At 58.4% G+C, this 26,227-nt stretch carries 21 protein-coding genes; 10 read left to right on the top strand and 11 right to left on the bottom strand.

From position 1 onward, the window contains the following. Positions 1 to 3 precede the first annotated feature (3 nt). Complete coding sequence (locus tag FRH_RS12225; protein WP_139525598.1) at positions 4 to 789, bottom strand: GntR family transcriptional regulator; 786 nt, start codon at positions 787 to 789, stop codon at positions 4 to 6. A gap of 252 nt (positions 790 to 1,041) precedes the next feature. Between FRH_RS12225 and pabB the strand changes: the two genes are divergently transcribed. Beyond that, positions 1,042 to 2,400 (top strand): aminodeoxychorismate synthase component I, encoded by a 1,359-nt coding sequence (pabB, locus tag FRH_RS12220; RefSeq protein WP_139525597.1) that lies wholly within the window; start codon positions 1,042 to 1,044, stop codon positions 2,398 to 2,400. Positions 2,401 to 2,518: 118 nt separating this feature from the next. Beyond that, entirely contained in the window at positions 2,519 to 3,139 is a 621-nt protein-coding gene (locus FRH_RS12215) for a phosphoadenosine phosphosulfate reductase family protein (protein ID WP_139525596.1), read from the top strand. 93 nt (positions 3,140 to 3,232) lie between these two features. Here FRH_RS12215 and cysB read toward each other — a convergent pair whose 3' ends face one another. Beyond that, on the bottom strand, positions 3,233 to 4,207 hold the full coding sequence (gene cysB / locus FRH_RS12210; RefSeq protein ID WP_139525595.1) for an HTH-type transcriptional regulator CysB: 975 nt from the start codon (positions 4,205 to 4,207) through the stop codon (positions 3,233 to 3,235). Positions 4,208 to 4,483: 276 nt separating this feature from the next. Between cysB and trxA the strand changes: the two genes are divergently transcribed. Further along, positions 4,484 to 4,867, top strand: coding sequence for a thioredoxin (gene trxA / locus FRH_RS12205; protein ID WP_009722702.1), 384 nt, complete (start codon positions 4,484 to 4,486; stop codon positions 4,865 to 4,867). A gap of 62 nt (positions 4,868 to 4,929) precedes the next feature. Here the strand turns inward: trxA and FRH_RS12200 are convergent, their stop codons facing one another. After that, entirely contained in the window at positions 4,930 to 6,051 is a 1,122-nt protein-coding gene (locus FRH_RS12200; protein ID WP_139525594.1) for an AI-2E family transporter, read from the bottom strand. Between the two features lie 194 nt (positions 6,052 to 6,245). On the opposite strand from FRH_RS12200, the gene FRH_RS12195 reads away from it, so the two are divergent. Further along, a complete protein-coding gene (locus tag FRH_RS12195; RefSeq protein ID WP_139525593.1) occupies positions 6,246 to 7,076 on the top strand; it encodes an SIMPL domain-containing protein in 831 nt (276 codons plus the stop codon). Here FRH_RS12195 and serS read toward each other — a convergent pair. After that, positions 7,018 to 8,295 carry a serine--tRNA ligase gene (gene serS, locus FRH_RS12190; protein WP_281996946.1) on the bottom strand — a complete coding sequence of 426 codons (1,278 nt, stop codon included), beginning with the start codon at positions 8,293 to 8,295 and terminating at the stop codon, positions 7,018 to 7,020. The genes FRH_RS12195 and serS overlap by 59 nt on opposite strands. A gap of 243 nt (positions 8,296 to 8,538) precedes the next feature. Between serS and FRH_RS12185 the strand changes: the two genes are divergently transcribed. From FRH_RS12185 to FRH_RS12175, 3 genes are all read left to right on the top strand, one after another. After that, positions 8,539 to 9,792 carry a dicarboxylate/amino acid:cation symporter gene (locus tag FRH_RS12185; RefSeq protein ID WP_281996945.1) on the top strand — a complete coding sequence of 418 codons (1,254 nt, stop codon included), beginning with the start codon at positions 8,539 to 8,541 and terminating at the stop codon, positions 9,790 to 9,792. Positions 9,793 to 9,903: 111 nt separating this feature from the next. After that, positions 9,904 to 10,494: a DUF4202 domain-containing protein gene (locus FRH_RS12180; protein WP_281996944.1), complete on the top strand. Its 591-nt coding sequence runs from the start codon at positions 9,904 to 9,906 to the stop codon at positions 10,492 to 10,494. A gap of 89 nt (positions 10,495 to 10,583) precedes the next feature. Then, complete coding sequence (locus FRH_RS12175; protein ID WP_281996943.1) at positions 10,584 to 13,685, top strand: FAD-binding and (Fe-S)-binding domain-containing protein; 3,102 nt, start codon at positions 10,584 to 10,586, stop codon at positions 13,683 to 13,685. 43 nt (positions 13,686 to 13,728) lie between these two features. On the opposite strand, the gene trpC is transcribed toward FRH_RS12175, so the two are convergent. From trpC to FRH_RS12150, 5 genes are all read right to left on the bottom strand, one after another. After that, positions 13,729 to 14,532 carry an indole-3-glycerol phosphate synthase TrpC gene (trpC, locus tag FRH_RS12170; RefSeq protein ID WP_239285863.1) on the bottom strand — a complete coding sequence of 268 codons (804 nt, stop codon included), beginning with the start codon at positions 14,530 to 14,532 and terminating at the stop codon, positions 13,729 to 13,731. An 8-nt stretch (positions 14,533 to 14,540) separates the two neighbouring features. Then, on the bottom strand, positions 14,541 to 15,560 hold the full coding sequence (trpD, locus tag FRH_RS12165; RefSeq protein ID WP_139525587.1) for an anthranilate phosphoribosyltransferase: 1,020 nt from the start codon (positions 15,558 to 15,560) through the stop codon (positions 14,541 to 14,543). A gap of 36 nt (positions 15,561 to 15,596) precedes the next feature. Then, positions 15,597 to 16,202, bottom strand: coding sequence for an aminodeoxychorismate/anthranilate synthase component II (locus tag FRH_RS12160; RefSeq protein WP_239285861.1), 606 nt, complete (start codon positions 16,200 to 16,202; stop codon positions 15,597 to 15,599). 98 nt (positions 16,203 to 16,300) lie between these two features. Further along, positions 16,301 to 19,117 (bottom strand): formate dehydrogenase subunit alpha, encoded by a 2,817-nt coding sequence (fdhF, locus tag FRH_RS12155; RefSeq protein WP_281996942.1) that lies wholly within the window; start codon positions 19,115 to 19,117, stop codon positions 16,301 to 16,303. Further along, positions 19,114 to 20,853: an NADH-ubiquinone oxidoreductase-F iron-sulfur binding region domain-containing protein gene (locus FRH_RS12150; protein ID WP_281996941.1), complete on the bottom strand. Its 1,740-nt coding sequence runs from the start codon at positions 20,851 to 20,853 to the stop codon at positions 19,114 to 19,116. The genes fdhF and FRH_RS12150 overlap by 4 nt, the downstream gene beginning before the upstream one ends. Before the next feature lie 288 nt (positions 20,854 to 21,141). On the opposite strand from FRH_RS12150, the gene FRH_RS12145 reads away from it, so the two are divergent. Next, positions 21,142 to 22,059 carry a zinc ABC transporter substrate-binding protein gene (locus tag FRH_RS12145; protein ID WP_281996940.1) on the top strand — a complete coding sequence of 306 codons (918 nt, stop codon included), beginning with the start codon at positions 21,142 to 21,144 and terminating at the stop codon, positions 22,057 to 22,059. 12 nt (positions 22,060 to 22,071) lie between these two features. Here the strand turns inward: FRH_RS12145 and FRH_RS12140 are convergent, their stop codons facing one another. Next, positions 22,072 to 22,740, bottom strand: a complete 669-nt coding sequence (locus FRH_RS12140) for a phosphoglycolate phosphatase (protein WP_281996939.1) — start codon at positions 22,738 to 22,740, stop codon at positions 22,072 to 22,074. Between the two features lie 135 nt (positions 22,741 to 22,875). On the opposite strand from FRH_RS12140, the gene FRH_RS12135 reads away from it, so the two are divergent. Then, complete coding sequence (locus FRH_RS12135; protein WP_281996938.1) at positions 22,876 to 24,174, top strand: NAD(P)/FAD-dependent oxidoreductase; 1,299 nt, start codon at positions 22,876 to 22,878, stop codon at positions 24,172 to 24,174. Positions 24,175 to 24,231: 57 nt separating this feature from the next. Here FRH_RS12135 and rpe read toward each other — a convergent pair whose 3' ends face one another. After that, entirely contained in the window at positions 24,232 to 24,930 is a 699-nt protein-coding gene (gene rpe, locus FRH_RS12130; protein ID WP_281996937.1) for a ribulose-phosphate 3-epimerase, read from the bottom strand. A gap of 253 nt (positions 24,931 to 25,183) precedes the next feature. Between rpe and cysP the strand changes: the two genes are divergently transcribed. Further along, the gene (gene cysP / locus FRH_RS12125) at positions 25,184 to 26,221 is read left to right on the top strand and encodes a thiosulfate ABC transporter substrate-binding protein CysP (RefSeq protein ID WP_153842416.1); all 1,038 of its coding nucleotides are present in this window, start codon (positions 25,184 to 25,186) and stop codon (positions 26,219 to 26,221) included. The last annotated feature ends 6 nt before the right edge of the window (positions 26,222 to 26,227 follow it).

Here is a 26,227-nt window from a genome sequence, read left to right as displayed (position 1 = left end):
CTCCTAATCAGACGTTGTTGTGGCTTGTTGTTCGTTCTTTGTAGACGCCGGTACGCTTGCCGCAGGCGATTGCTCAAGAATCGCGGCGTAGCGGTCGGCGACATTGGCGCGGGAGGCGCTGACATGACGGCGCATTAGCAGTTCGGCCAGCTCGGCATCGCCCGCCTCAATGGCATCGACGATGCGATGGTGCTCGACGAATGCCCGCTGCGGCCGTGTGCCGCTGGCGCTAAACTGCGTGCGATAAAGACGCACGAGATAATAAAGGTCGTCGCACAGCAAGTTCATGAGCATTTTGTTGTGACTGCCCTGAACGATGCGATAGTGGAAATCCAGGTCGCCTTCACGCTGGTAGTAAGCTTCACCACGCTTCAGGTCACCCTGTCTTTCATGGAGCGCCAACACGTCGCGCAGTCCTTGAATCTCCTCGGCCGACATGTGCTCCGCCGCCAACCGAGCCGCCATGCTCTCCAGAGCTTCACGCACGTCGAAAAGCTCCAGCAGCTCTTTCATGGAGAGTTTGACCACCCGTGCGCCCACATGGGGCACTCGCTCGATCAAGCGGTGCGCCTCCAAACGACGCATGGCTTCTCGCAGCGGCCCACGTGAGATACCGTAAGTTTTAGAGAGCCCAGGCTCGGTAATTTTGCTGCCCGGTGCCAATTCGCCACGTACGATATCGCTCTGTAACTGATGAAACACGCGCTCCGCGAGCGTACGCACCTCTGGCGACACCGGTTCAGCAGAGCCGTCATGGGAGGTCGAGGAAGTAGTTGCAAGTAACGTCATGGGGAATTGTCGACAATTAGGGAATAAAAGAACTTTAGCCCGCCGCATTTCCCTCGTCAACCATGCAAAAAGGCCGTTTTAGTTCACCTTTCGTTGCAAGTCCTTTCTTCACCGCCCGACCAATGTCAACAATCAGCGATGCCCTATCCTGAATGGAGTTTGCTGCGTGAGAAAGGCGTCGACGGCCATACTGGTGTCATGAGGTTACGGCCTCTAAAATACGTCGCCCCCCACTGGCTTGGCGTTTGCTTCATGACAACGGCGTTGACGATTTCAGCCCTGCCCTACTCTACTGACCCTTTGGCGCTCTTCGCCAAATTGCGGCACCGCCCCGGCGCAGTGCTGCTTGATAGCGGCCGCCCAAAAGCGACGACCGGCCGTTTCGACATCGTCAGCAGCGATCCGCTGGCAACGCTGACAATGACCCCAGAGGGCGACACTCGACTGTCGTCTGACATGCTCACTCTTCCCGCCTCACTTGCCGAGGACGTCACCGCGCAACAGCAGTGGTTGATCGAACAGCTACCCGCGGTCAACGTAAAGAGCGAATTGCCTTTTCTGGGCGGGCTGATGGGCTACTGGAGCTATGACCTGGGCCGCAATCGCGCCGATATCGCCAGTCAACACCCTGCTGCCACTCGTCTCCCGTTATTACGTGTGGGGCTATTTGATTGGTGCATCACACTAGATCATGTCAAAGAGCAAGCGTGGTTCGTTGGCAGCCCGGCGCGACGTGAACAAGTAGCGGCATGGCTGGCGGCGCCCGACACGCCAACAACGCCTTTCAAGCTCACTCAGCGATTTTCCCCGGAGTTGACTCAGGCGGCCTACACCGAGCGTTTCGATGCCGTTCAGCGCTACATTCGTGCTGGGGACTGTTATCAAATTAACCTCGCCCAACGTTTTACAGCGCATTACGAAGGCGATGAGTGGCAAGCGTATCTTCAGTTGCGTAAAGCAACCCCCACGCCATTTTCTGGTTTTATGGCCTGGGGTCATCAGGCTGTGCTATCGCTCTCTCCCGAGCGCTTCATTCAAAGCCGTGACGGCTTAGTGGAAACACGCCCCATCAAAGGCACACGGCCACGAGGCAAAACGCCCGACCAGGACCGTGCCCTGGCGAATGATTTGCTCAGCAGCACCAAAGACCGTGCAGAGAACGTGATGATCGTGGATTTGCTGCGCAATGATTTGGGTCGCGTTTGTGTCCCCGGCTCCATTCGCGTGCCGCAGCTATGCCAGTTAGAGAGCTATCCCAACGTCCATCACTTAGTCAGCGTGGTGCAAGGCCAACTGGCGTCCCAACACTCACCGCTTTCATTGCTCACGGCAGCGTTTCCCGGCGGCTCGATTACCGGCGCACCCAAAATACGGGCAATGCAAATAATCGATGAACTGGAGCCCTGCCAGCGCAGCGTCTATTGCGGCAGCTTGGGCTATATCGACGTGCGCGGCAGCATGGATACGTCGATTGCCATACGCACAATGGTGGCTGACGATGGCGCTCTCCACGTGTGGGGCGGCGGCGGGTTGGTGGCAGATTCACAAGCCGAGGAAGAGTACACCGAGACATTGGACAAGATTCGTCATTTGATTGGCGCCTTGGAATAAACAAACTACTTTTTTAAATCCAAAAGAAATATAAAAGCCTAACCAAACGGTATTGGGGAGAAGTCCTTCGCTTTTGGTAGCCTAGAGACATTGCACGCTTTTTCACATAGGAGGCCGCATGTCCTCAACGCTCGAACAGATCAATCGCGATTTCGCCAACGACCCGCAAGGGCTTATCGAGTGGGCGTTCAGCCAGGGTGAGCGCCCTATTTGCACTACCAATTTTCGCCCCTTCGAAGCCGTCATTTTGCACATGGTGACGCAGGTGCGTCCGGATATTCCCATCGTATGGATGGATAGCGGCTATAACACCGAGGCGACCTATCAGTTCGCAGACGCACTCATTCAGCGTTTGAATTTGAACATCGTCAGCTTCCTACCCCAACGCACCCGCGCCCATCGTGAAGCCTTGGATGGGCCAATGCCTGGCATCGATGACCCGCGGCACAACGCCTTTACGCAAGAAGTGAAGCTAGAGCCTTTCGAACGGGCGCTTCGAGAAATGAAGCCTGACGTATGGTTCACAGCCCTGCGCGCCGAAGACACGCCAGAGCGAGCGAAAATGCAGGTCGTCAGCCGTAATAGCGACGGCTTACTGAAAGTGGCGCCGCTGCTTCAGTGGACGGCCAAAGATATGTACTACTACCTGGAAGCACATGATCTACCCAACAACTTCGACTACTTCGACCCCACCAAGGTGGAAGAGAAGCGCGAGTGCGGCCTACATCTTCAGCACTAAGATCAGCACGGATCAAAGCGCCACGTAACATAAAGTTCGTCATGCCTCCCTTCACCTGCTTCGGCCTAACTTCCGAAGCAGGTTTTTTTGGGATCAATACTCTGGCAGCTCGACGCCTTCGAACAGCGTCTGTTCGAAGCGCGGCCCGGCCATTAGCGCCTCATCCACTCGGTCACGGGTCAAATGAGGTGCAAAACGCGCTAGAAAATCGTACATGTAGCCACGCATGAAGGTCCCGCGCCGAATACCGATTTTCGTCGTCGAACTGGCAAACAGATGGCGGGCATCCAGGGCGACCAAATCACTATCCAGTGCCGGGTCGACCGCCATGTGCGCGACGATACCCACGCCCATTCCCAAGCGCACGTAGGTTTTGATCACGTCCGCGTCGGCCGCCGTTAGGACGACATTGGGCGTCAAGCCCTTGGCTTTGAACGCATCGTCGAGCTGAGAGCGTCCGGTAAAACCAAACACGTACGTCACTAGCGGGTGTTCGGCCAATGCGTCCAGGGTCAAGGGTCCGTCGAGGGTGGCCAGCGGGTGCTCCTTAGGCACCAGCACACAGCGATTCCAACGATAGCAGGGCAGCAACACTAGGTCGGTGAATAACTCCAATGACTCCGTGGCAATGGCAAAGTCCGCCTGCCCTTCGCTGACCATTTGAGCAATTTGTTTGGGCGTGCCCTGCTGCATGTGCAGCGCCACTTCAGGATACTTCAGCGTGAATTCGCTGATGATCGGTGGCAGCGCATAGCGCGCTTGTGTATGTGTGGTGGCAATCGCCAGGCTACCGCGACGCTCATCGCTGTGCTCTTGCGCTACTTGCTTGATGTTTTCGGTGAGTTTGAGCACCTGCCCCGCCAATTCGATGATCGACTGTCCGGCAGGCGTGACACGGGTGAGGTGTTTTCCGCTCCGAGCAAAAATCTCGACACCGAGCTCATCTTCCAGCAGGCGAATCTGTTTGGAAATGCCCGGCTGGGAAGTAAATAAACTTTGAGCTGTCGCCGAGACATTGAGGTTGTGTCGATTGACTTCCCAAATATAGCGAAGTTGCTGTAGCTTCATATCCTCACCTTATTGTCTATGCCGTAAGCACGTCATAGCGCATCCTCGTGCTGCGACTCCGTGCTTGGCCAAGCACCCGATAACCGTGCTTCAATGAGCACATTTTTGAATAAAAAAACGCCTCATAATTCCCTTATAGTATAAAAAATAGCGCCTATGAGCATCTATTAATTTTTTCTATTTAAGGCTGAATCGTATCAGGAATTTGCCAGCACCCTTCTCGCCCGCTAACATCTGGCAACTTGGCGCGGTGAAAGTGCGCTAATATATCGCGTAATGACCGTTGCTCCATTTGAGGCAACGAAACAGCAAGAGCAACGCAAACGGGAGAAGCAAATGGCTAATAATGTTGATGTCACCAACGCCAATTTCGAGCAAGAAGTCCTCAACGCCGAACAGCCTGTCCTGCTGAAATTCTGGGCCCCCTGGTGCGGCCCATGTAAAGTCATGGCGCCTGTTGTCGATGAAGTGGCCGCCGAGCGTGGCGACAACTTGAAAGTCGTCAGCGTGAACGTTGACGATGCCCCGGAAATCGCTGCCGAGCAAGGTGTTCGCGGCGTCCCCACCGTCATGTTGTTCAAGTCGGGCACCAAGGTCGCTTCTCTAGTAGGTGCGCAGTCCAAGTCTCAGTTGACGCAGTTCATCGACCAGAACGCTTAAGCCGTTCACGTTACCGCTGGCATGGCCAGCGGTAACGACGCTTCCTCTTCTCCTTCTCCGCCTTATTCACGCTTCGACCATACACCTCGTCGCCAGGGTGGACGACGCGCATCGCCAGGTCGCCTTACCTGCACGTTCCGTTGCCTGCCAGGTCCTAACAAGTGAGCGATCCAGCGCGTTTGTGGATGGCTATCCAACGCGATTTTCAGCGTCATAGTGAGCACCACCGACAGCAACATACCCGCCGCACCAAAGATCCAACCCCACACCACTAGCGAGAGAAACGCCACGAACGTGGATAATCCCAGCGCTTGGCCCATCACTCGTGGCTCGATCAAGTTTCCCAAAATGAAGTTGATGACAAGATACGCTGAAGCCAATAAGAATGCCTGAAGTAAACCGCCATCCTGAGAGACCAAGAGCAACAGCACCGGCGGAATGGCCGCGAGCGCGGAACCGATATTGGGAATGAAGTTGAGCGCAAAGGCCAGCACCCCCCAGAGCAGCGGAAATTCTACGCCCACCATGAGGCATGAGAGCCACACCAGCACGCCGGTCGCCAAACTAATCACGGTCTTCACCGCCAAATAGCGCTTTAACGTCACACTGAACTCGCTGAACCGTTTGAGGCTCGGCGCCGGATTCTCTAGCGCGCGCGACACTTTATCGCGGAAGTGCAGTGTTTCGAACAGCATGAAGATCACCAGCAGTGCAACGATACTGCCCTGCATGAACAGCGAACCCAGCTCGCCCAGAAGCGTAGCGACCCAAGAACCGTCATCTTCCATGGCGAACATCGAACTGAGCTGATCAGGATCGATGGCCAGCCCGTGGGAGGCCAGCGTATTGAGAAGATCCCAATAGTGCTCGTAAAGCCTTGACTCGATATCCGGCAGCGCCTCGATGAACGTACTGAAACTGTTCACGACCAGTAAACCGATCAGGGAAAGAAAGCCCATCAACACCAGTAGCGTAATCAGCGCCGACATTCGTCGACTCAGGCCGCAGTGATGCAGCCACTGAACGGGAGAGGTACACACCACGGCGATGAATACCGCCAGCAGCAGCGGCACCAATAAATCGGCACCTATTTTCATACCCGCGATGATCACGACTAGCGCAGCAATCGCCAGGGTGGCGTTGAGGGGAATACTTCGATAATCCTCATCCGACAACTTCGACATAGCCCTTTCCTTAGCATGTTATCCATACATGATGGTCGTTTAGATGACGTTGCACAAACCATGCAAACATTCAGCAACCGCTTTTCGTTTTCGCTTAGCCTGTGAACTTTATGTCCACGCCCCCTTCAAAGCAGCGACATCTCACGCTATTTAGCGCACACAACGTATTGGCTCTCTCAGCAAGGAAGTGACCGATGAAAACAGCAACACACTCGTTGAAACGGCTTCGTCATGGCGTGCTGGCCGGCGCGTTACTGGCCCTTTTGGCAGCCCCTAGTGCACAAGCGGCACCACCCGCGCCCCCCAGCCTCAGCGTCCAGGCACAGTCGTGGGTAGAGGTCGAACCCGACAAGGCCACGCTCTCTGCTCGCCTTTGGGAAAACACGCCGGCAGTGTCCACCCTCGAAGAGACGGACAGCGCCGCGCTTGGCAGCGCTCGTGAACGCCTCGAAGAGCGTGCCAGTGAACTCATCACCGCCATGGAATCACTGGGCATCGAGCAGCGTGCGATCCACGCCGGCTCATTGAACGTTTACCCTGAGCACGTTGCAGGACCGCACAACGAAAATGGCGAGCAGGAACCGCTGATGCGCACCCGTTTGGAGCGTCCCTTCAGCGTCGAGCTAACTAATATAGACCAATTAGGCGATGTGCTGGACGCGCTGATTGGCGCTGGCGTCAATGCGTTGGATGGCGTGCAGTTCGATCTACAAGACCGGGAAGCAGCTACCGACGAGGCATTGACCAAGGCGCTGGAAAAAGCCCGCCATAAAGCCGACCTCATGGCGAGCACCCTCAACGTCACGCTTGGCCCCGTTCAGCGTATCGAAGAGACGCAATCGCCCATTTTCCAGCCCCGGATGATGGCCATGCGCGCCGAAAGTGACACAGTCGGCGGCGGTGCCGCCAGTGACTACCGCCCCGGCACCATTCGCATCGATGCCGGGGTAAACGTCGAGTGGGCGCTTAGAGGACAAGACGCTCGAGGCCGCCCAGGTAGGGTTGCAGGGGAGCCGGAACAGTAATCGATCCATCTGCCTGCTGGTGGTTTTCGAGCACCGCCAGCAGGCAGCGCCCTACCGCAAGGCCAGAGCCGTTGAGCGTATGCAGTAACTGCGGCTTTTTGACATCTGGATGACGGTAACGCGCTTGCATCCGGCGCGCCTGGAAGTCCTCGCAGTTAGAGACAGACGAGATTTCCCGGTAGGTGTTTTGGCTTGGCAGCCACACTTCCAGATCGTAGGTTTTCGCTGCGCCGAATCCCATGTCGCCGGTACATAACGTCACTACGCGATACGGCAACTCGAGTGCCTGCAGAATGGCTTCTGCATGCCCACGCATCTCTTCCAACGCGTCGTAGCTCTTCTCCGGCTCCACGATCTGTACCATTTCGACTTTGTCGAACTGGTGTTGACGAATCATGCCGCGCGTATCGCGTCCATAAGCGCCAGCTTCCGAACGGAAACATGGTGTATGCGCCGTGAGCTTCATCGGCAGTGCGGCCAGCTCGACGATCTCATCACGCACGAAGTTGGTCAGCGGCACTTCAGAGGTGGGAATTAAGTGGTACTCCCGCTCATCGTTCAGCTTGAAGAGATCCTCGCCAAACTTGGGCAGCTGACCCGTGCCCATCAGCGAATCGCGGTTGACCATGTAAGGCACATAGCACTCTTCATAGCCGTGCTGCTGGGTTTGCGTATCGAGCATAAACTGCGCCAACGCACGATGCAGTCGCGCAACGGGCCCGCGCATCACTGCAAAGCGCGCGCCGGTCAGCTTGGCCGCCAGCTCGAAATCGAGATAACCAGACTTCTTGCCCAAATCCACGTGATCCAGCACGTCGAAATCGAACTCTCGCGGCGCTCCCCAGCGGTGCAGCTCGACGTTATCGTCCTCACTCTTGCCTTCCGGCACGCTTTCGTGGGGCAGGTTGGGGATACCGCTGATGGCCTCGTCCCACTCCTCCTGCACGTCAGCCAATTCTTTTTTGGCTTTATCCAGGCGGTCGCCTAAATCGCTGACTTCATCCAGCAGCGGTTGAATATCTTCACCGCTGGCCTTGGCCTTACCAATCGCCTTAGAGCGCATATTGCGCTCGTTCTGCAGTTGCTCGGTCTGAGTTTGCAGTTCACGACGACGCGACTCTAGCGCCTTAAGCGCTGCAGTATCGAGTTCAAAGCCCCGGCGGGCCAGTCGTTGCGCAGTCGCATCAAGATCACCGCGCAGCAGTTTCGGATCGAGCATGGATTATCCCTTGGCCTGAATTCAGTGGAACACGGCACATCGACGCCGTGGCAAAGGGGCCTATTGTAGGCAAAAGCGAGACAAGGGGCTATGGGGCATGGCCACCACAACCACTAGGTAAAGCGCCGGTATGCGCTATGAACAATTTACATACCCATCCCCGATCATTAGGCAAAAGTGATAGAGTGCCCGCCCTTCGTCAGCAAGAACCACTAACAACGGATCTAAAAAAGGAGAAACAACGTGCAGGAAACCGCACCGAAAGGAGCATGGGGATGGTGGCGTCGCATTGCCCTGTGGAAAAAAATACTGGCGGGCTTGGCCCTCGGGGTAGTGGCAGGAGCGCTGCTCGGTGAAACCGCCAGCATCTTCAAACCGCTGGGCGATATCTTCATCAACGCCATCATGATGCTGATCGTACCGCTGGTCTTTTCTACCCTGGTGGTCGGCATTACTTCAATGCGCGACCCGCAAAAGATGGGCCGAATCGGCGCTCGTACGATAACGCTTTATTTGGTGACCACCGCCTTCGCGATCACCATTGGCCTCGTGCTCTCGACGCTTTTGCAGCCTGGGGTAGGCGTGGGGCTGAGCTTCGATGCCGAGGTATCGGCCAACGAAGCGCCCTCTCTGGTCTCCATCCTGGTCAACCTCGTGCCGCGCAACCCGCTGGATGCCTTGGCGAACGGCAACATCATGCAGATCATCGTGTTTGCCATTGGGCTGGGAATCTCGCTGACGCTGATCGGCGAGAAAAGCGAACCGGTCATGAAGGTTTTCGATAGCTTCGCAGAGGCCATGTACAAACTCACCGGCTTGGTGATGGCGTTCGCCCCGTTCGGGGTCTTTGGCTTGATTGCCCACGTCTCGGGTCAGTACGGCCTGGAGATCCTGCTGCCGCTCGCCAAGCTAATTGGCGTGGTCTATGTAGCCAGCATTCTGCATGTTCTGGTGATTTACTCAGGTTTTATCTCCCTGCTGGGTCGTTTGAATCCCGTGCGCTACCTGAAAGGCAGCCTGGACGCCATTGTCGTCGCTTTCTCCTCTGCTTCCTCTGCGGGCACCCTGCCCGTATCGATTCGCTGTGCGCAGAAAAACCTGGGCGTATCGGAAGGGGTATCGGGCTTCGTCCTGCCCGTGGGCGCCACCATCAACATGGACGGCACTGCGCTCTACCAAGGTGTGGTGGTGCTGTTCATTGCCCAGATGACCGGCACCGACCTGAGCATGATGGATTACGCCATGATCGTTGCTACCGGCACACTGGCTTCGATTGGCACGGCGGGCGTGCCCGGTGCGGGGCTGATCATGCTCTCCATCGTCATGGCGCAAATTGGCCTGCCTCTGGAAGCCATTGCCGTGGTAGCGGGGATCGACCGCATTCTAGACATGGCACGCACCAGCGTGAACGTGGCCGGTGATTTGATGGTCACCACGCTGGTGGGTAAAAGCGAAGGTGAGCTCAACGAAGAGATTTACAATACCAGCCGTTCTTGACATCGGCTTTCTGACCCTAGCGCGCCCGCTGCCCCTGGCAGCGGGCGTTTTTTATCGTGGCCGACAAGCTGCTAGGATACCTCCATTCCACTCCCTCCAAGCGAGCCCGCCATGTCGTCCGCTTTTGACAAGACCCTTGCCGCCCTCGACGCGCTGCACGCCCAAGATCCCCAGACGACCACCCTCTCGGATGGCACTGCCCAGCCCCAAGAGCTGGCCTATGCCCAGCGTATGAGCCGGTGGCTAGAGCGACTCCAGGAGACGCCCAGCGACCTATTGGGCATTGCCGTGCGCGCGCAGCATCTGCAGCGTTGGAAGCTGCCGCGTAGCGATTATCCGGAAGGCCGTATTGGCTATTTGACTTGGCGACGCGACCAGAGCGCTCGAGCAGGCGATACCACGGCAGCGATCATGGAAGAAGCGGGCTACTTCCAAGAGGAGGCCAAGCGCGTCGCCAGCATGATCCGCAAGCAGGGCCTGGGGCGCGATAGCGATGTGCAAGCCCTGGAAGACTGTGCCTGTTTGGTGTTCTTGGAAAACTACTTTGCGGACTTCTCCCGCAAGGTAGAGCACGATCACATGGTGCGCATCGTGCAAAAGACCTGGGGTAAGATGTCGCCGCAGGCGCACGCACTGGCCCTGACGCTGCCCATGAACGATACCTGTTCAGCACTCGTCAAAGAGGCTCTCGGCAGCGACTGAGTCCGGCTATCGAGATGCACCGCTACGGTAGCTGCGGTAAAGTAGCGCTTATCCCTTATCCGCTTCCAGCAGTGACGGCTCAACCTCCTATGATTGCATCCCTGGACTCTCGCACGGCCCCTTTCGAACGCCTTGGCAGCCACTACGTGCGTTTTCTCGACGCTCTGCGTGCCCGCGGTTTCGAAGGTGACATCGCGCCGGATTACGCCCACCGCACCGTGCTGGCTACGGATAACTCGATTTATCAGCGCCTGCCCCAAGCAGCGGTGTTTCCCAAGCATGCCGAGGACCTGGAGCGTCTCGCCAAGCTGGCCTGCGAGCTGCCCCACCGGGATATCGTGCTGACACCCCGGGGCGGCGGCACCGGCACCAACGGCCAGTCGCTGACCGACGGCATCGTGGTGGATGTCTCCCGCCACATGAACCAAATTCTTGAGATCGATGTGAAAGCCCGCCGGGTGCGGGTACAGGCGGGCGTGGTCAAAGACCAGCTCAACGCCGCGCTGAAACCCCACGGGCTGTTTTTCGCCCCGGAGCTCTCGACCTCGAATCGCGCCACCATTGGCGGCATGATTTCCACCGATGCCAGCGGCCAAGGGAGCTGCCAGTACGGCAAAACCCGCCACCACGTGCTGGAGCTGGATACGGTTCTGCTCGGCGGGCAGCATTTACACAGCCGCCCGCTGAGCGCCGATGAGGAGCAGCAGGCGCTGGCCCAAGCGGGTGTGCTCGGCAAGGTACACCGCACTGCCGCGACGATCATCGACCAGCAGCGTGAATTGATCGAGGCGACCTTCCCGCCGCTCAACCGCTGCCTCACCGGCTACGACTTGGCCCACCTGCGCGAAGATGGGCGGCTCAACCTGAACAGCCTGCTGTGCGGTTCGGAGGGCTCGCTGGGCTTTTTGAACGAAGCCGTGCTCAACGTACTGCCAATCCCCAAGCACTCTACGCTCGTCAACGTGCGCTATCCAAGCTTCATGGATGCCCTGCGGGATGCCAAGGCGCTGATGGCCAGCAGCGCCAAGCCCACCTCCATAGAAACGGTAGACGACACCGTCCTACAGCTGGCGATGGACGACTTCGTTTGGGACAGCGTGGCGGAATTTTTTCCCGCAGGCAGCACGCCCATTCAAGGCATCAACCTGATCGAGTTCAACGATGATGACCCCGAACGGCTCGCGGCGCGTGTAGCGGCCTTTACCCAGCACCTGAGCCAGGATGCCACTGTGGAGCGGCTGGGCTACACCCTGGCGGAAGGCCGTCCGCAGATCCAAAAAGTCTACGCCATGCGCAAACGCTCGGTGGGCCTGCTGGGTAACGTTCAGGGGGAGAAACGCCCGCTGCCGTTCGTGGAGGACACCGCCGTCCCGCCGGAGCACCTGGCGGATTTCATTACCGAGTTCCGCGCCGCGCTGGATGCACGCAAGCTCTCCTACGGCATGTTCGGCCATGTGGATGCGGGGGTGCTGCACGTGCGCCCGGCGCTGGACATGAAAGACCCGGCCCAGGAAGCGCTGATTCGCGAGATCTCCGATGAAGTCGCCGCCCTCACCCAGAAGTACGGGGGGCTACTGTGGGGCGAACACGGCAAAGGCGTGCGCTCCGAATACGGCCCCAAGTTCTTCGGCGAACTTTACCCCTACCTGCAGCAGGTCAAGGCGGCCTTCGATCCGCACAACCAGCTCAACCCCGGCAAGATCGCGTCACCTTCCGAAAGCGCCATGCTGATTGCGAAAGAGAGCGACCCGGAACTGCTCACCATCGACGGCGTGCCTATGCGCGGCCAACTCGACCGCACCATCGACGAGCGGGCCTGGCAGGCCTACGACGCGGCGGTGTACTGCAACGGCAACGGCGCTTGCTACAACTACGATGTGGACGACCCCATGTGCCCCTCGTGGAAAGCCACCCGCGACCGCCGCCACTCTCCTAAAGGCCGCGCCAGCTTGATACGCGAGTGGCTACGCCTGCAGTCGCAAGCGGGCGTCGACGTGGTGGAAGAGTCGCGTAAGAAAAAGCAGGAGCGCACCTGGGGCTTCATCAAAAGCTTCCCCAAGCGGGTGATGAACACCCTTAGCCGCCAGCAGCAACACGACTACTCCCATGAGGTGTACGACGCCATGGCGGGCTGCTTGGCGTGCAAATCCTGCGCGGGCCAGTGCCCGATCAAAGTCAACGTGCCGCAGTTCCGCTCGCAGTTTTTAGAGGTGTATCACGGCCGCTACCTGCGCCCGCTGCGCGACTACGTGATTGGCGGCACCGAATTCATGTTGCCTGCGTTGACCAAGATCGCTCCGCTCTATAACGCCGCCCTTGGCCAGCGTTGGGTCGAGCAGCTGATGCAAAAAGGGCTCGGTATTAGCGACTCCCCCGCGCTCTCTCGCGCCAGCGTGAAAAAACAGCTGCGTGCCTGGGGCGTGGCGGAAGCCACGCCCACATCGCTTGCGCTCCTCACCGAGCAGCAGCGAGCCAACAGCGTCGTGATCGTGCAAGACGCTTTCACCACTTATTTCGAAGCCAAGCTGGTGATGGACGTGGTAGAGCTGCTATCGCGGCTGAACCTGCGCGTGTTCGTCATGCCGTTTTCCGCCAACGGCAAGCCGCTGCACGTACAGGGCTTTTTGGGTGCCTTCGAGCGCACGGCAGAAAAGCAAGACAAACGCCTTCGCGCACTCAGCGAGTTCGAGGTGCCCATGGTGGGCATCGACCCTGCCATGACGCTCACCTACCGCCAGGAGTACGTCAAAGCGTTGGGCCCTGAGCAAGTGCCGAACGTACTGATGCTTCAGGAGTGGCTGGCGACCCGCGTCAACACCCTCGCCACCAACAAGCTCACGCTCGAAGACCCAGGCTTTAAGCTACTCTCCCACTGCACCGAAAAAACCAACGCACCGGGCAGCCCGAAAGCGTGGCAGCAGGTGTTTGCCGCCTTTGGATTGCAGTTGGAGCTGGCCACCACGGGCTGCTGCGGTATGTCCGGCACCTACGGCCATGAGACCCGTAACGTCGCCACCTCCAAAACGATCTACGCTCAGTCGTGGCAGCCCCAGGTCGAAGCCGAAGAGAACAGCGGCAAGCTACTGGCCACCGGCTACTCCTGCCGCAGCCAAGTAAAGCGCTACTCGGCGCAAACCCTGCCCCACCCGCTGCAAGCCCTGCTCTCCTGCATCAAACAGGCCAGCCGCTAACGCGACTGGCCTGCTGGGGCTTGCTTGTATCCGTGTGAAGCGTTTAGAAAAACAGCCGCTTGAGGGCCAAACCAGGGTCCTCTTCGCGCATGAACGCCTCCCCTACCAGGAAACCATTGACTTCGTGGTCACGCATCAGCTCTACGTCATCACGCGTGTGAATACCTGATTCGGTGATCACGGTGACGCCATCAGGAATACGCGGCAGCAGGTCCAGGGTGGTATTCAAACTGGTCTCGAACGTGTGCAGATTACGGTTATTGATACCCACTAGCTTTAGGTCCAAGGCGAGCGCCCGCTCTAGCTCCTCTGCATCGTGAACTTCCACCAACACGTCCATGCCCAATGCGTTGGCCTGCTGGTGCAGGTCGCGCAGCTGAGCGTCATTGAGCGCCGCCACAATCAATAGGATGCAGTCCGCACCGATGGCGCGCGCTTCTGTGACCTGATAGCCGTGGGTAATGAAGTCTTTACGGATCACCGGCAGGTCACAGGCATCACGAGCGGCGATGAGGTAATCCTCATGGCCCTGGAAGAAGTCGGCATCGGTGAGCACCGAAAGACACGCCGCCCCGCCCTGGGCGTAGCTTTTGGCGATATCCGCTGGGTGAAACGCTTCCCGCATCACGCCTTTAGAGGGCGAGGCTTTTTTCACCTCGGCAATCACGGCCGCATCGCCTGCCGCAATACGCTGATTCAATGCCTCAATAAAGCCACGGGGCGCGCTCTGCTTTTCCGCCAGCGCAAGCAGATCCGCTTCAGATACCGCCTGCTGACGCTCAGCGACTTCCTGGTCTTTACGGGCCAAAATGCGCGTTAAAATAGTCGGCGTTGCCTGGTCACTCATTGGAAGTTTTACCCTTTAAAGACGCTAGTGAAGTGCGAAAGCTCTCTGAGCTTCTCAAGCGGTAGTTTGGAGGCCTGGGCATCCTGGGCCACCATCACGCCCTCTTTCAAGCTATCGGCCACGCCCGCGCAGTAAAGCGCCGCCCCGGCGTTGAGCGCCACCATATCTGCCGCTGCGCCTTCACCGCTAAGCGCGGCTTTCACCAAACGCAGGCTATCTTCCGCGCTGGACGCTTTGAGGTTGGCCAGGCTTTGGCGCTCGACGCCCAGGGATTCCGGCGTAATGGTGTACTGGGTAATTTCGCCCTCTTTTAGCTCCGCCACCAGCGAGGGTGCCGCGAGGGAGATCTCATCCAGGCCATCCTCAGAATGCACCACCATGACATGGCGGCTACCCAGCTTGCGCAATACTTCGGCCATCAGCGGCACCAGCTCGGCCGAGTAGACGCCTAACACCTGGTTGGGCGCCCCGGCCGGATTGGTGAGCGGGCCCAGAATATTGAACAACGTACGTACGCCCATTTCGCGCCGCGGTCCAATGGCGTAACGCATGGCCGGGTGGTGGTTAGGTGCGAACATGAAGCCAACGCCCACCTGCTCGATGCAGCGGGCTACTTGGTCGGGCTTCAGGTCAAGATAGATGCCTGCGATATCGAACAGATCCGCGCTACCCGAGGAAGAGGAAACGCTGCGATTGCCATGTTTAGCAACGTGAGCCCCCGCCGCCGCCGCCACGAAACTGGACGCGGTCGATACATTGAACAGGTTGGCACCATCGCCGCCGGTACCGACGATATCCACCACGTTCTCGGTGTGCAGCTCGACGCGCTTCATGAGCTCACGCATCACCTGGGCAGCGGCGCTGATCTCTTCAGCGCTTTCCCCTTTCATGGCCAACCCCACCAGTAGACCGCCAATTTGCGCGTCGGAGGCTTCGCCAGTCATGATCTGGCGCATCAGCGCGTGCATCGCATCGAAAGAGAGGTCTTCGCGGCGCATCACCGCGTTAATTGCGTCTCGCATTTGCATGAGCAGGAAAGCCCCTAAAGCGTATGAATGTGGCGATCAGCCGCGTTGTAAAAAATTGGCCAATAACGCATGGCCCTGGCGCGTGAGTATCGACTCAGGATGAAACTGTACGCCTTCCACATCAAGGGTACGATGACGAAACCCCATGATCAGCCCAGGCGTCACGTCATCTTCGGCGGTCCAGGCGGTCACTTCTAGGCAGTCGGGCAGGCTCTCATGCTCAACCACCAATGAGTGATAGCGCGTCACTTCCAGCGGGTTTTCCAGCCCGCTGAACACGCCCTGCCCACGGTGTACAACGGCCGAGGTTTTGCCGTGCATCACCTGGGGCGCCTGCACGACCTTGCCGCCATAGACCTGGCCAATGGCCTGGTGCCCCAGGCAAACGCCCAATATAGGCAGTTTGCCCGCAAAGTGCTCGATGGCTGCCAACGAAATGCCTGCCTCGTTGGGCGTGCAAGGGCCGGGCGAAATTACCAGATGGGTCGGTGCCAAGGCGCACATCTGGGCTAAGGTAATTTCATCGTTGCGGTAGGTCATCACCTCGGCATTCAGCTCACCCAGATACTGGACGATGTTAAACGTAAAGCTATCGTAGTTGTCTAGCATCAACACCCGTTGCACTGCCTGTGCTTGCGACATCGCCCCGCTTACTCCATCAGATAATTAACACTCACTGGCAGGATGATACCCCAACCCAGACGCTCCTTGCAGGGGCAGCGTGCAGGGGCGGAGCTCGCTTAGTGCGGCTGCGGCACTGCTGCGCGCTCCAGCCGACAGGCGGCGTACTTGAACTCGGGTATTTTGCCGTAAGGATCCAAGGCCGGGTTGGTGAGCAGATTGGCGGCGGCCTCGGCGTAGGCAAATGGCACGAAGACCATACCATTGGGGATTTTGTCGTCCACTCTGGCGGTCAGCGTGATCGCGCTCCTCCGCGTAATAATGGTGAGCTTCTCGCCCGGCGACACCCCCAAGCGATGGAGTTCACCCGCTGAAAGACAGGCGACCGCTTCTGGTTCTAGCGCGTCGAGCACCTGGGCGCGCCGCGTCATGGAGCCCGTATGCCAATGCTCTAACTGACGACCCGTGGTCAATACCGTGGGGTACTCGTGATCCACCGGCTCATCCGGGGGAAGCGGACGCGCAGGGGCGAATTTGGCCAGCCCGCCAGCGCGCGGAAAGGCGTCGCTAAACACCACATCCTGACCCGGTTCATCCTCGGCTGGGCAGGGGTATGTGACAGAGCTCTCCCGCGCTAGCCGCTCCCAGCTAATATGGTTGAATGAGTGCATCCCCTGCTGCATTTCAGCAAACACGTCTTGCGGGTGCTGATAGCGCCAGTTCAGCCCAAAGCGGTTAGCGATCTCCTGGATGATCCACCAGTCTGGCTTGGCGTCTCCTGGCAACGGTAAGGCAGCACGCCCAAGCTGTACTTGGCGGTTGGTGTTGGTCACGGTGCCCTCTTTTTCGGGCCATGCAGAGGCAGGCAAAATGACATCGGCAAACTGGGCGGTTTCAGTGACGAACAGATCCTGCACCACCAAATGCTCGAGCTTACCCAGCGCGGCGCGGGCATGGGTAAGGTCCGGGTCAGACATCGCCGGATTTTCACCCAGGATGTACATGCCACGCACCTCGCCTGCATGAATCGCATTCATCACTTCCACCACCGTCAGTCCAGGCTCATTGCTCAGCGGCGTGTTCCATAGCGCTTCAAACGCGGCGCGTAGCTGGCTATCGCCTACTGGCTGGTAGTCCGGCAGCACCATGGGAATCAGCCCCGCATCCGACGCCCCCTGCACGTTATTTTGACCCCGCAGCGGGTGCAGGCCCGTGCCGGGGCGACCGGTATGGCCGCAGGCCAGTGCCAGCGAAATCAGGCAGCGGGCGTTGTCGGTGCCATGGGTATGCTGGGAAATACCCATACCCCAGAAAATCATCGCTTTTTCGGCGTTGGCGTAGCGCCGCGCCACTTCACGAATGGTGTCGGGGGAGACGCCGCATAGTGCGCTCATGGCTTCCGGTGTACTGTGAGCGACGCTCAGCTTGAGCGCGCCAAAGCCCTCAGTGTGGGCGTCGATGTAGGCTTGGTCATACAGGCCTTCCGCAATGATCACATGGAGCAGCGCGTTGAACAGCGATACATCCGCCCCTGGTGTAAAACGCACGCTCATGCTGGCGTATGCGTCCAGCGCCTGCCCGCGAGGGTCGAGAATAATGATCTCGGTGCCCTGCTTGGCTGCCTGCTTGAAGAATGTCGCCGCCACGGGGTGATTCACTGCCGGGTTGCAGCCGGTAAGGATCACCACATCAGCCTCCAGCGCCTGCATAAACGAAGCGGTCACCGCGCCAGAGCCTAAGCACTCCATCAGCGCCGCGACGGAGCTGGCATGGCAAAGCCGCGTGCAGTGGTCCACGTTATTGCTGCCAAAGCCGGTACGCACCAACTTCTGGAACAGCCACGCCTCTTCGTTAGAGCATTTGGCGCTGCCAAAGCCCGCCAACGCTTTGGGGCCTTGCGCCTGTTTAATCGCCATTAGGCCGCCCGCCGCGATTTCCAGCGCTTCGTCCCAATTGACCTCACGGAAATGGCTGAAAGGATTGGCAGGATCAAAGGTAGGGTCGAGCGCTTTGGGAATCCCAGGCAAGCGTATCAGTGGCTTGGTCAGGCGTGCCGGGTGGCTCACGTAATCAAACCCAAACCGGCCTTTCACGCACAGGCGGTTCTGGTTAGCGGGGCCGTTGCGCCCTTCCACATAAGCCAGGGCATCGTCGTTAATATGGTACGTCAGTTGGCAGCCCACCCCGCAATAGGGGCACACGGAATCTACCTGCCGCTGGCTTTGAGAATCGCCCTGACCTTGGGCATTGACCACGGTGGCAGGCATCAGCGCGCCGGTGGGGCACGCTTGCACGCACTCGCCGCAGCCCACACAGGTGCTCTGGCCCATCGGGTCGGCAAAATCAAATACCACGGTGGCGGCAGCGCCTCGCTGCGCCATGCCGATGACATCGTTACTCTGCACCTCGCGGCAGGCGCGCACGCACAGGTTGCAGGTAATGCAAGCGTCCAAGTTGACGTGCATCGCCGGGTGACTGGTATCCGGCTGGCTCACCTTCGGTGCCGCCGCCGCATGGCTGACGGCGACTGAGCGGCGTGCTGGCAGCCACGACTTAACGGCCGCTTCGTCAACCGCCAATTGGTCGGCTACTTCCCAGAAGTGGCTGGAGCGGTCTGGGCTTTGGGCGCGGCTGGGCTGGTCGGCCATCAGCAGTTCCAATACCGTTTCACGCGCTTGTATGGCACGGGGCGAGTGGGCGCTGCGTACCACCATGCCGGGTTTGGCCTCGCGGATACAGCTTGCCGCCAGCACGCGCTCGCCTTCCACTTCCACCATACAGGCACGGCAATTGCCATCGGCACGGTAGCCGGGGGCGTCTTTGAAACAGAGGTGAGGAATGGTCTCGCCAGCGCGCTTGGCCACCTGCCAAAGAGTTTCTCCGTGGTAGGCAGTGACGTCTTGATCATCCAATACAATAGTGAACGAAGCGCTCATGGTGCACTCCCTTCAGCGGCATCACTGACGATAATCTGCTGCTGGGCGAGCGCAGGGCGGAAATCCTTGAGTAGTCCTAAGACAGGATTCGGTGCCGCTTGCCCCAGGCCGCAAATCGAGGCGTCCTGCATCACTTGCGCCAGCCGAGTGAGCGCTTGCACATCCCATGTGGGTTGCTCCAGCAGGCTGAGCATTTTCTCGCTGCCTACCCGGCAAGGCGTGCACTGCCCGCAGGATTCATCGGCAAAAAAAGCCAGCAGATTGGTGGCCACCGCCTGAAGGTTATCCTGATCAGACAGCACGATTATCGCCGCTGACCCAATAAAACTGCCGTGCGCCTGAAGCGTATCAAAATCCAGCGGCACATCGGCTTTGCTGGCCGGCAGAATGCCACCCGAGGCCCCGCCGGGCAGGTAAGCGGCCAGCGTATGTCCTTCTGCCATGCCGCCCGCATACTCTTCAACCAACTCGCGCAGCGTGATGCCTGCTGGTGCCAAGTACACACCGGGCTTGTTCACTCGACCAGAGATAGAAAAACTGCGTAGGCCCCGCCGTCCGTGGCGCCCATGTCCGGTAAACCATTCCGCCCCTTTGTGCCAAATGGCGGGAATCCAGTAAACGGTTTCGACGTTATTGACCAGCGTGGGACGACCAAATAGCCCCTCTTGGGCCACGTAAGGCGGTCGGTGGCGCGGCTTGCCGGGCTTGCCCTCCAGGGATTCGATCAGCGCCGACTCCTCGCCACAAATATAGGCGCCCGCTCCCCGGCGCATGATGATGAAGCCCCGCGCGACGATGCCCGCCTGCTCAAGCTCTGCAATCGCCTCATGGAGCACGCGGTGTAGGCCGGGGTACTCGTCGCGCAGATAGATATAGAGCGCCTCGGCATCGATTGCCCAAGCGCTCACCAGTGCGCCCTCCAGAAACTGATGCGGCGCGCGCTCTAAATAGTAGCGGTCTTTGAACGTCCCCGGCTCGCCTTCGTCAGCGTTGATGACGCAGTAGCGTGGCCCGGCGGCTTGACGCACGGCCTGCCACTTTTTGAAGGTAGGGAAGCCCGCGCCTCCCAAGCCTCTCAGGCCCGAGGTTTCAAGCGTCTGCAGCACCTCATCAATGTTGACCTTACCGCTTCGGGCATTGGCCAGTAACTGGTAACCGCCCATCTGCTGATAGTCGCCAAGCCGCTGCCATAGGATCGCTTCAGGATGAAAGTGCCCCGTGTCCACGACAGCTTCTACACCGTCTGCGGTGGCATACAGCACATGGTGGTGGCCAACTTCAGCCACCGGCGCGGTATCGCAGCGACCCATACAGGGCGCACGGATCACCCGCACGCAGTCAGGGTCAACGCGGGCTTCCAACGCTTTGTGTAGCGCACTGGCCCCTGCTAATTGGCACGAGAGAGAATCACAGACGCGAATCGTCGTATCCGGGGGAGGCGCTTGTTGGTCATGCACGACATCGAAGTGGGCGTAGAACGTCGCCGTCTCGTACACCGCCGCCATAGGCAGGTTCATATAGGCTGCCAGGGCGCGCAGTTCCACGAGCGATAGATGGCCGTGGGCGTCCTGAAGGGTGTGCAGGTGCTCTATCAGCAGGTCGCGGCGTTTCAAGCTGGGCGTTTGGCGCTCATCGCCCAATAAATCGCGAAGTGCCGCCAGCGCCACGGGGGCGATATCGCGCCCATTGGGGTAGCCGCGACGGCGGCGAGAAGACGTAACAGATTGAGAAGTCATGACGCGCCATCCAGAGCTAGGCCAAAGAACGTTACAAACACCGCCGTCAAAGCCGCTATGCTCAGTGAAGCGTACAAACGTTGCGACAGCGACTCGATGGGCAGCCCGCCAAGAGCGATGCCAGCGTTGAGGGCTTTTCATAGCATAGAGGGTAAGCGTCAGCGGGGAAACCATCGCGTCTGTTGGTGGTGCAGCTCACTATGGCCGCTCTCTACACCAAGCAAGACTGGCAACGGGGCGCGACTCTCTTTATTATCTCCCGTCATTTTAATGGGTTAGGAGCGTGGCATGGATAAGCGAATATCTTGGATCATCACGCTCTTGTTAGTAGCAACATTCATCTCTTCGCCGTCATTCGCCGCATCGTCTGCCAAGATCATCGCCTCGTTTTCGGTGATCGAGGATTTGGTCAAACGCGTTGCCGGTGACGACATTTCCATTACGACGATCGTACCGATCGGTGAAGATGTGCATCGCTGGGAACTCACCCCGCCTAACGTACTCGCCGTCGAAGAGGCCGATATCGTGTTTTACAACGGCCATGGATTAGAGCCGTGGATTCGTCATTTAAAAGCGATGGCCAGCGATAGGCTGACGCTAGTCGCACTCGCCGAGATAGCCGACTATCCGACCCTGACACTACAGCAGGGGCAGTACGAGGGAAGCCCTGACCCACATATGTGGATGGCTCCGCACGGTGCAGCGGCCTATATCGATGTCATCATGCACACCCTCAGCGCCCGCTTTCCCGAGCGTGCCGACGCATTTCGAACGCGCGCTGAAGAGGCCAAGGACGCGCTTTCGTTACTCGACCAGCAGGTCATCGAACGCTTGGAGGGCATCCCCCACACCAATCGACTGATCACCATGAGTGAAGCCGCACTAAGCTACTTTGCCCACGCTTACGGATTCGAGTTCGCGGCCATTTGGGGGCTGAATAGCGAAACGATGGGCAGCGCTCACGACATGGCCAGCATGAGTGAGCGTCTGGTTGACAAGCGCCCGCCAGCGCTATTTTTTGAGAGCACGACACCCGACATTCACATGGACGCCCTAGCCCGGGAGACCGGTTTGACGCTGGCAGGCCCGCTCTACGTTGATACGTTGAGTGAGGCCGACGGGCCCGCTTATAACTACCCCGCTTTGCTACACCACACTACCGAGCTTTTGCATGAAGCCCTGGGGGGCGCAAGAGCCGAGGAGTAGCCGTTAGCTGAGTTAGCCGAGTAGATCGCGCAGGGAGGAGACGAGCAGATCAGGCTGGCTCTGCGCGATAGGCTCGCCGTGGTTATAGCCGTACGGCAACGCCACGGTGGCAAAGCCAGCCGCCTTACCCGCCGCAATATCGTGGCGAGAATCACCTACCATCACGCTGGCTGACGGAGCAATGTCTAACGCTTGCGCCACATGAATCAATGGCACCGGACTTGGCTTTTTCTCGCTGAGCGAATCGCCCCCAACGGTAAGCGTAAACAGTGCTAGCAAACCGAAGTGATCTAAAATAGGCGCAATGAACCGCTCGGGTTTGTTGGTGATCAGGGCCAGGGCAAAACCTGCTTCACGCAGTGCGTGAAGCGCTTCCGATACGCCAGGGTAAAGCGTCGTCCACGCGTTGGGTGCAGCTCCGTAGTGGCGCATGAACGCTTCATAGCCGTTCTGCTGCAGCGCCGCCTCGGGTCGCTCACCTAGCGCCCAGGTCAGCGCTCGCTCCACCAGCACCTGAGCGCCGTTGCCCACCCAGTCGCGAACCTGCGCTTCACTCGGCTGGGCCAGCCCAACGTCGTGCAGCGCCCGCTGCACGCCAACGGCCAAATCCGGCACCGAGTCGATCAACGTACCGTCTAGATCAAAGGCAATTAACCGTTTTTCTTGCAAAATGGTATGCACGCGCCGGCCTCACTGATGCGTCTAAGCGACTGGTTCACGATAATGTCGATTAATTCCATCATCTTACCCGTTTAGACCTTCGTCATACAGCGTAGAAAGTTCTATGCTGTGGCTATATTTGCCAAGGAGAGAGTAATGGCCATTCCCCGAATTGTGATTGTGGGCGGCGGTGCAGGCGGGCTAGCCCTTGCCACACGCCTTGGGCATACGCTGGGCAAGAAAAAGCGCGCTGAGATCGTCCTACTCGACCGCAATGCCACCCACGTATGGAAACCGCTGTTGCACGAGCTAGCTACCGGGGTACTCAACTCCAGCATGGATGAAGTGGATTATCGCGGTCACTCCTCGGCCCACTACTACCGCTACCAGCGCGGCTCGCTGAATGGCTTGGAACGTGACAAGAAGGTCATTCACCTAGCGCCCATCGAAGACGAAGATGGCATGGAAGTGCTTCCCGCCCGCCAGCTCACCTACGATTACTTGGTACTTGCGCTAGGCAGTGTATCCAACGATTTTGGCACCCAAGGCGTTGCAGAGCACTGCCACTTCATCGACTCTCCCCAGCAGGCCAAAGCCTTCCAGCGGGACATGATCAACACGTTTCTGCGCTATACCGACCCCAGTCTGCGCCAACACACTCAGCTCACCATTGGCATCGTCGGGGGCGGAGCGACGGGCGTTGAACTGTCCGCCGAACTCCTCGACGCATCTCGGCTGCTCAATGCCTACGGCGTCACAGCGGTGGATCACCAAACGATCAGCGTGCATTTGATCGAGGCAGCACCGCGTCTGCTGCCCGGCTTATCCGAACGTATCAGCCAGACCGTTCAGCAGGAACTCGAGAGCCTGGGTGTCACCGTGCATGTCGGCACGGCAATTCAAGAAGCTCAGGAGTATCAGTTGGTCACAGGGGACGGGGAAATAATAGAAACCGACCTGAATGTGTGGGCGGCAGGCATCAAGGCTCCCTCGTTTTTGGCCGAGCTGGGTTTGAGCACGAATAAGCGCCATCAGATCAACGTCAAACAGACACTACAAAGCGTGGACGACTCGCATATTTTTGCGATGGGCGACTGTGCTTGCTGCCCCCAAGGCGACGAAGCCACGGTACCGCCTCGCGCTCAGGCGGCGCATCAGCAGGCAAAGCTACTAGCGAAGAATTTAGAACACTGTCTAGCTAAAAAGCCGCTGCAAGACTTTACCTATCACGACCATGGCTCATTGGTATCGCTGGCCCGTTACGATGCCGTCGGAAATTTGATGCGCAGCTCGGCCTCTCGAGGTCTGTTTTTGGAGGGATGGCTCGCGCGCCAAGCCTACGCGTCGCTCTATCGCATGCATCAGCTCTCGATTCACGGCGCGCCGAAAACCGGGCTTGCCTGGCTAGTGGATAAATTGAACCGCTACCTCAAACCACGTATGAAACTTCACTAAGGACATGTAAAGGGCGGAAGATCAGCCGCCCTTTTGTGTTTTAGCGCGCTTTCCGTCTCAGCGCACCTTAGCGAGCTGCGTTCGCATCTGCTGAATCACGCTGTCGTAGCCATGCGGGTCGCTTGCCTGATGGGCGTTAAAAATCGCCGAACCAGCAACAAAGGTATCGGCACCAGCGGAGGCGATGTCTGCAATATTGTCGACTTTCACGCCGCCATCGATTTCAAGGCGAATCGGCAAGTCCGCCGCATCGATACGCGCCCGTGCCTCGCGCAGTTTGTCCAACGTACCGGGAATGAATGACTGGCCGCCAAACCCAGGATTGACGCTCATCAGCAGCACCATATCCACTTTATCCATCACATAATCGAGGTATGACAACGGTGTGGCCGGGTTGAACACCAACCCTGCTTTGCAGCCGCCATCACGAATGAGCTGCAAAGAGCGATCGATATGTTCGGAGGCTTCGGGGTGAAAAGTGATGTAGCTAGCCCCAGCCTCGATGAAATCGCTGATCATACGATCCACTGGCTTCACCATCAGATGAACATCGATGGGTGCGGTCACACCATGGTCGCGAAGGGCCTTGCATACCATCGGCCCAATGGTCAGGTTTGGCACGTAATGGTTATCCATCACATCAAAATGCACCACATCGGCGCCAGCCGCCAGAACGTTATCGACCTCCTCGCCCAACCGCGCAAAATTGGCGGAGAGTATCGACGGGGCAATCAAAAATTCCTGGGCAGCGCTCATGGCGGGGTCCTCGGATAAACAGTACGTGATGATGAGATAAGAAAGACATTCAAGCGCATATCTTACCAGAGCTGCTCACGAAGCCCTATGCCCAGAACGCACGACCAACCAGCCTGAAAGACGGGCCATGCTCGCTCGATACGTCAACACATATTTCCAAATAGAATATAAAACACGATTGTAATTCCACAATCCAAGGTTTAACCTTAACAGCATTGCGAGCATCATCGCCCATCGTTTCTAGGAGTTTGCAATGACGTCATCCACTGCATTCCGTACTACCCTTCGCCGCAGCCTGCTGGCCGTCGCCCTAGGTACTGCCGTTTCTGGCATGACCTTCTCCAGCGCTGCCGTTGCTCAGGAACGCGAGCTACTGAACTCTTCCTACGACATCGCCCGTGAGCTGTTTGCCGCCATCAACCCAGAGTTCCAGGCATGGTGGGAAGAGGCGCATGACGAAGAAGTCGCCATCAGTCAGTCGCACGGCGGCTCCTCTGCTCAGGCGCGTGCCATCATGCAGGGGCTACGTGCCGACGTCGTGACGTTCAACCAAGTGACCGATGTTCAGGTACTGGCCGATGCGGGTCTGGTAGCAGAAGATTGGCAGGATGCGTTCCCGAACAACGCCTCGCCCTACTACTCCACCACGGCGTTTTTGGTGCGTAAAGGCAACCCTAAGGGCATCGAAAGCTGGGATGACTTAGCCCAGGAAGACGTTCAGATCGTTTTCCCTAACCCGAAAACCTCGGGTAACGGCCGCTACACCTACTTAGCCGCTTGGGGCTTCGCCGAAAACGAATTCGACGGTGACGAAGAGCAGATACAGGACTTCATGCGCACTTTCCTGCGTAACGTTGCCGTCTTCGACACCGGCGGCCGTGGTGCCACGACCAGCTTCATCGAGCGCGGCATTGGTGATGTATTGATCAGCTTCGAGTCAGAAGTGAACAATATCCGCAGCGAGTACGGCAGCGATGACTACGAAGTGGTCGTTCCGCCAGTCAGCATTCTGGCCGAATTCCCGGTGGCAGTCGTGGGTGAGAACGCCGAGCGTAACGGGAACAGCGACCTCGCCCAGGGCTACCTGGAGTACCTCTACACCGAAGAAGCACAGCGCCAGCTAGCAGGTTTCAACTACCGCGTTCATAACGAGACGGTGGTCGACGAGTTTGCCGACCAGTTCCCCGACACCGAGCTATTCGAAGTCGAGAACGTGTTCGGCAGCTGGGAAGAAGCGATGGAGACCCACTTCGAAGGCGGTGCTCTTCTCGATCAACTGCAGCGTCGTTAACGGTAT

This window comes from Halomonas sp. A020 (assembly GCF_027943625.1).
Classification (GTDB): Bacteria; Pseudomonadota; Gammaproteobacteria; order Pseudomonadales; family Halomonadaceae; genus Vreelandella; species Vreelandella piezotolerans.
The sequence above is the reverse complement of the archived record's forward strand: the minus strand, read 5'-3'. Positions and strand labels throughout refer to the sequence as shown.

Excerpts from the sequence above, each read along its gene's own strand:
- FRH_RS12225 (WP_139525598.1), bottom strand. The coding sequence starts at position 789 with ATGACGTTACTTGCAACTACTTCCTCGACCTCCCATGACGGCTCTGCT.
- pabB (WP_139525597.1), top strand. The coding sequence starts at position 1,042 with ATGACAACGGCGTTGACGATTTCAGCCCTGCCCTACTCTACTGACCCT.
- FRH_RS12215 (WP_139525596.1), top strand. The coding sequence starts at position 2,519 with ATGTCCTCAACGCTCGAACAGATCAATCGCGATTTCGCCAACGACCCG.
- cysB (WP_139525595.1), bottom strand. The coding sequence starts at position 4,207 with ATGAAGCTACAGCAACTTCGCTATATTTGGGAAGTCAATCGACACAAC.
- trxA (WP_009722702.1), top strand. The coding sequence starts at position 4,484 with ATGACCGTTGCTCCATTTGAGGCAACGAAACAGCAAGAGCAACGCAAA.
- FRH_RS12200 (WP_139525594.1), bottom strand. The coding sequence starts at position 6,051 with ATGTCGAAGTTGTCGGATGAGGATTATCGAAGTATTCCCCTCAACGCC.
- FRH_RS12195 (WP_139525593.1), top strand. The coding sequence starts at position 6,246 with ATGAAAACAGCAACACACTCGTTGAAACGGCTTCGTCATGGCGTGCTG.
- serS (WP_281996946.1), bottom strand. The coding sequence starts at position 8,295 with ATGCTCGATCCGAAACTGCTGCGCGGTGATCTTGATGCGACTGCGCAA.
- FRH_RS12180 (WP_281996944.1), top strand. The coding sequence starts at position 9,904 with ATGTCGTCCGCTTTTGACAAGACCCTTGCCGCCCTCGACGCGCTGCAC.
- FRH_RS12175 (WP_281996943.1), top strand. The coding sequence starts at position 10,584 with ATGATTGCATCCCTGGACTCTCGCACGGCCCCTTTCGAACGCCTTGGC.
- trpC (WP_239285863.1), bottom strand. The coding sequence starts at position 14,532 with ATGAGTGACCAGGCAACGCCGACTATTTTAACGCGCATTTTGGCCCGT.
- trpD (WP_139525587.1), bottom strand. The coding sequence starts at position 15,560 with ATGCAAATGCGAGACGCAATTAACGCGGTGATGCGCCGCGAAGACCTC.
- FRH_RS12160 (WP_239285861.1), bottom strand. The coding sequence starts at position 16,202 with ATGTCGCAAGCACAGGCAGTGCAACGGGTGTTGATGCTAGACAACTAC.
- fdhF (WP_281996942.1), bottom strand. The coding sequence starts at position 19,117 with ATGAGCGCTTCGTTCACTATTGTATTGGATGATCAAGACGTCACTGCC.
- FRH_RS12150 (WP_281996941.1), bottom strand. The coding sequence starts at position 20,853 with ATGACTTCTCAATCTGTTACGTCTTCTCGCCGCCGTCGCGGCTACCCC.
- FRH_RS12145 (WP_281996940.1), top strand. The coding sequence starts at position 21,142 with ATGGATAAGCGAATATCTTGGATCATCACGCTCTTGTTAGTAGCAACA.
- FRH_RS12135 (WP_281996938.1), top strand. The coding sequence starts at position 22,876 with ATGGCCATTCCCCGAATTGTGATTGTGGGCGGCGGTGCAGGCGGGCTA.
- rpe (WP_281996937.1), bottom strand. The coding sequence starts at position 24,930 with ATGAGCGCTGCCCAGGAATTTTTGATTGCCCCGTCGATACTCTCCGCC.
- cysP (WP_153842416.1), top strand. The coding sequence starts at position 25,184 with ATGACGTCATCCACTGCATTCCGTACTACCCTTCGCCGCAGCCTGCTG.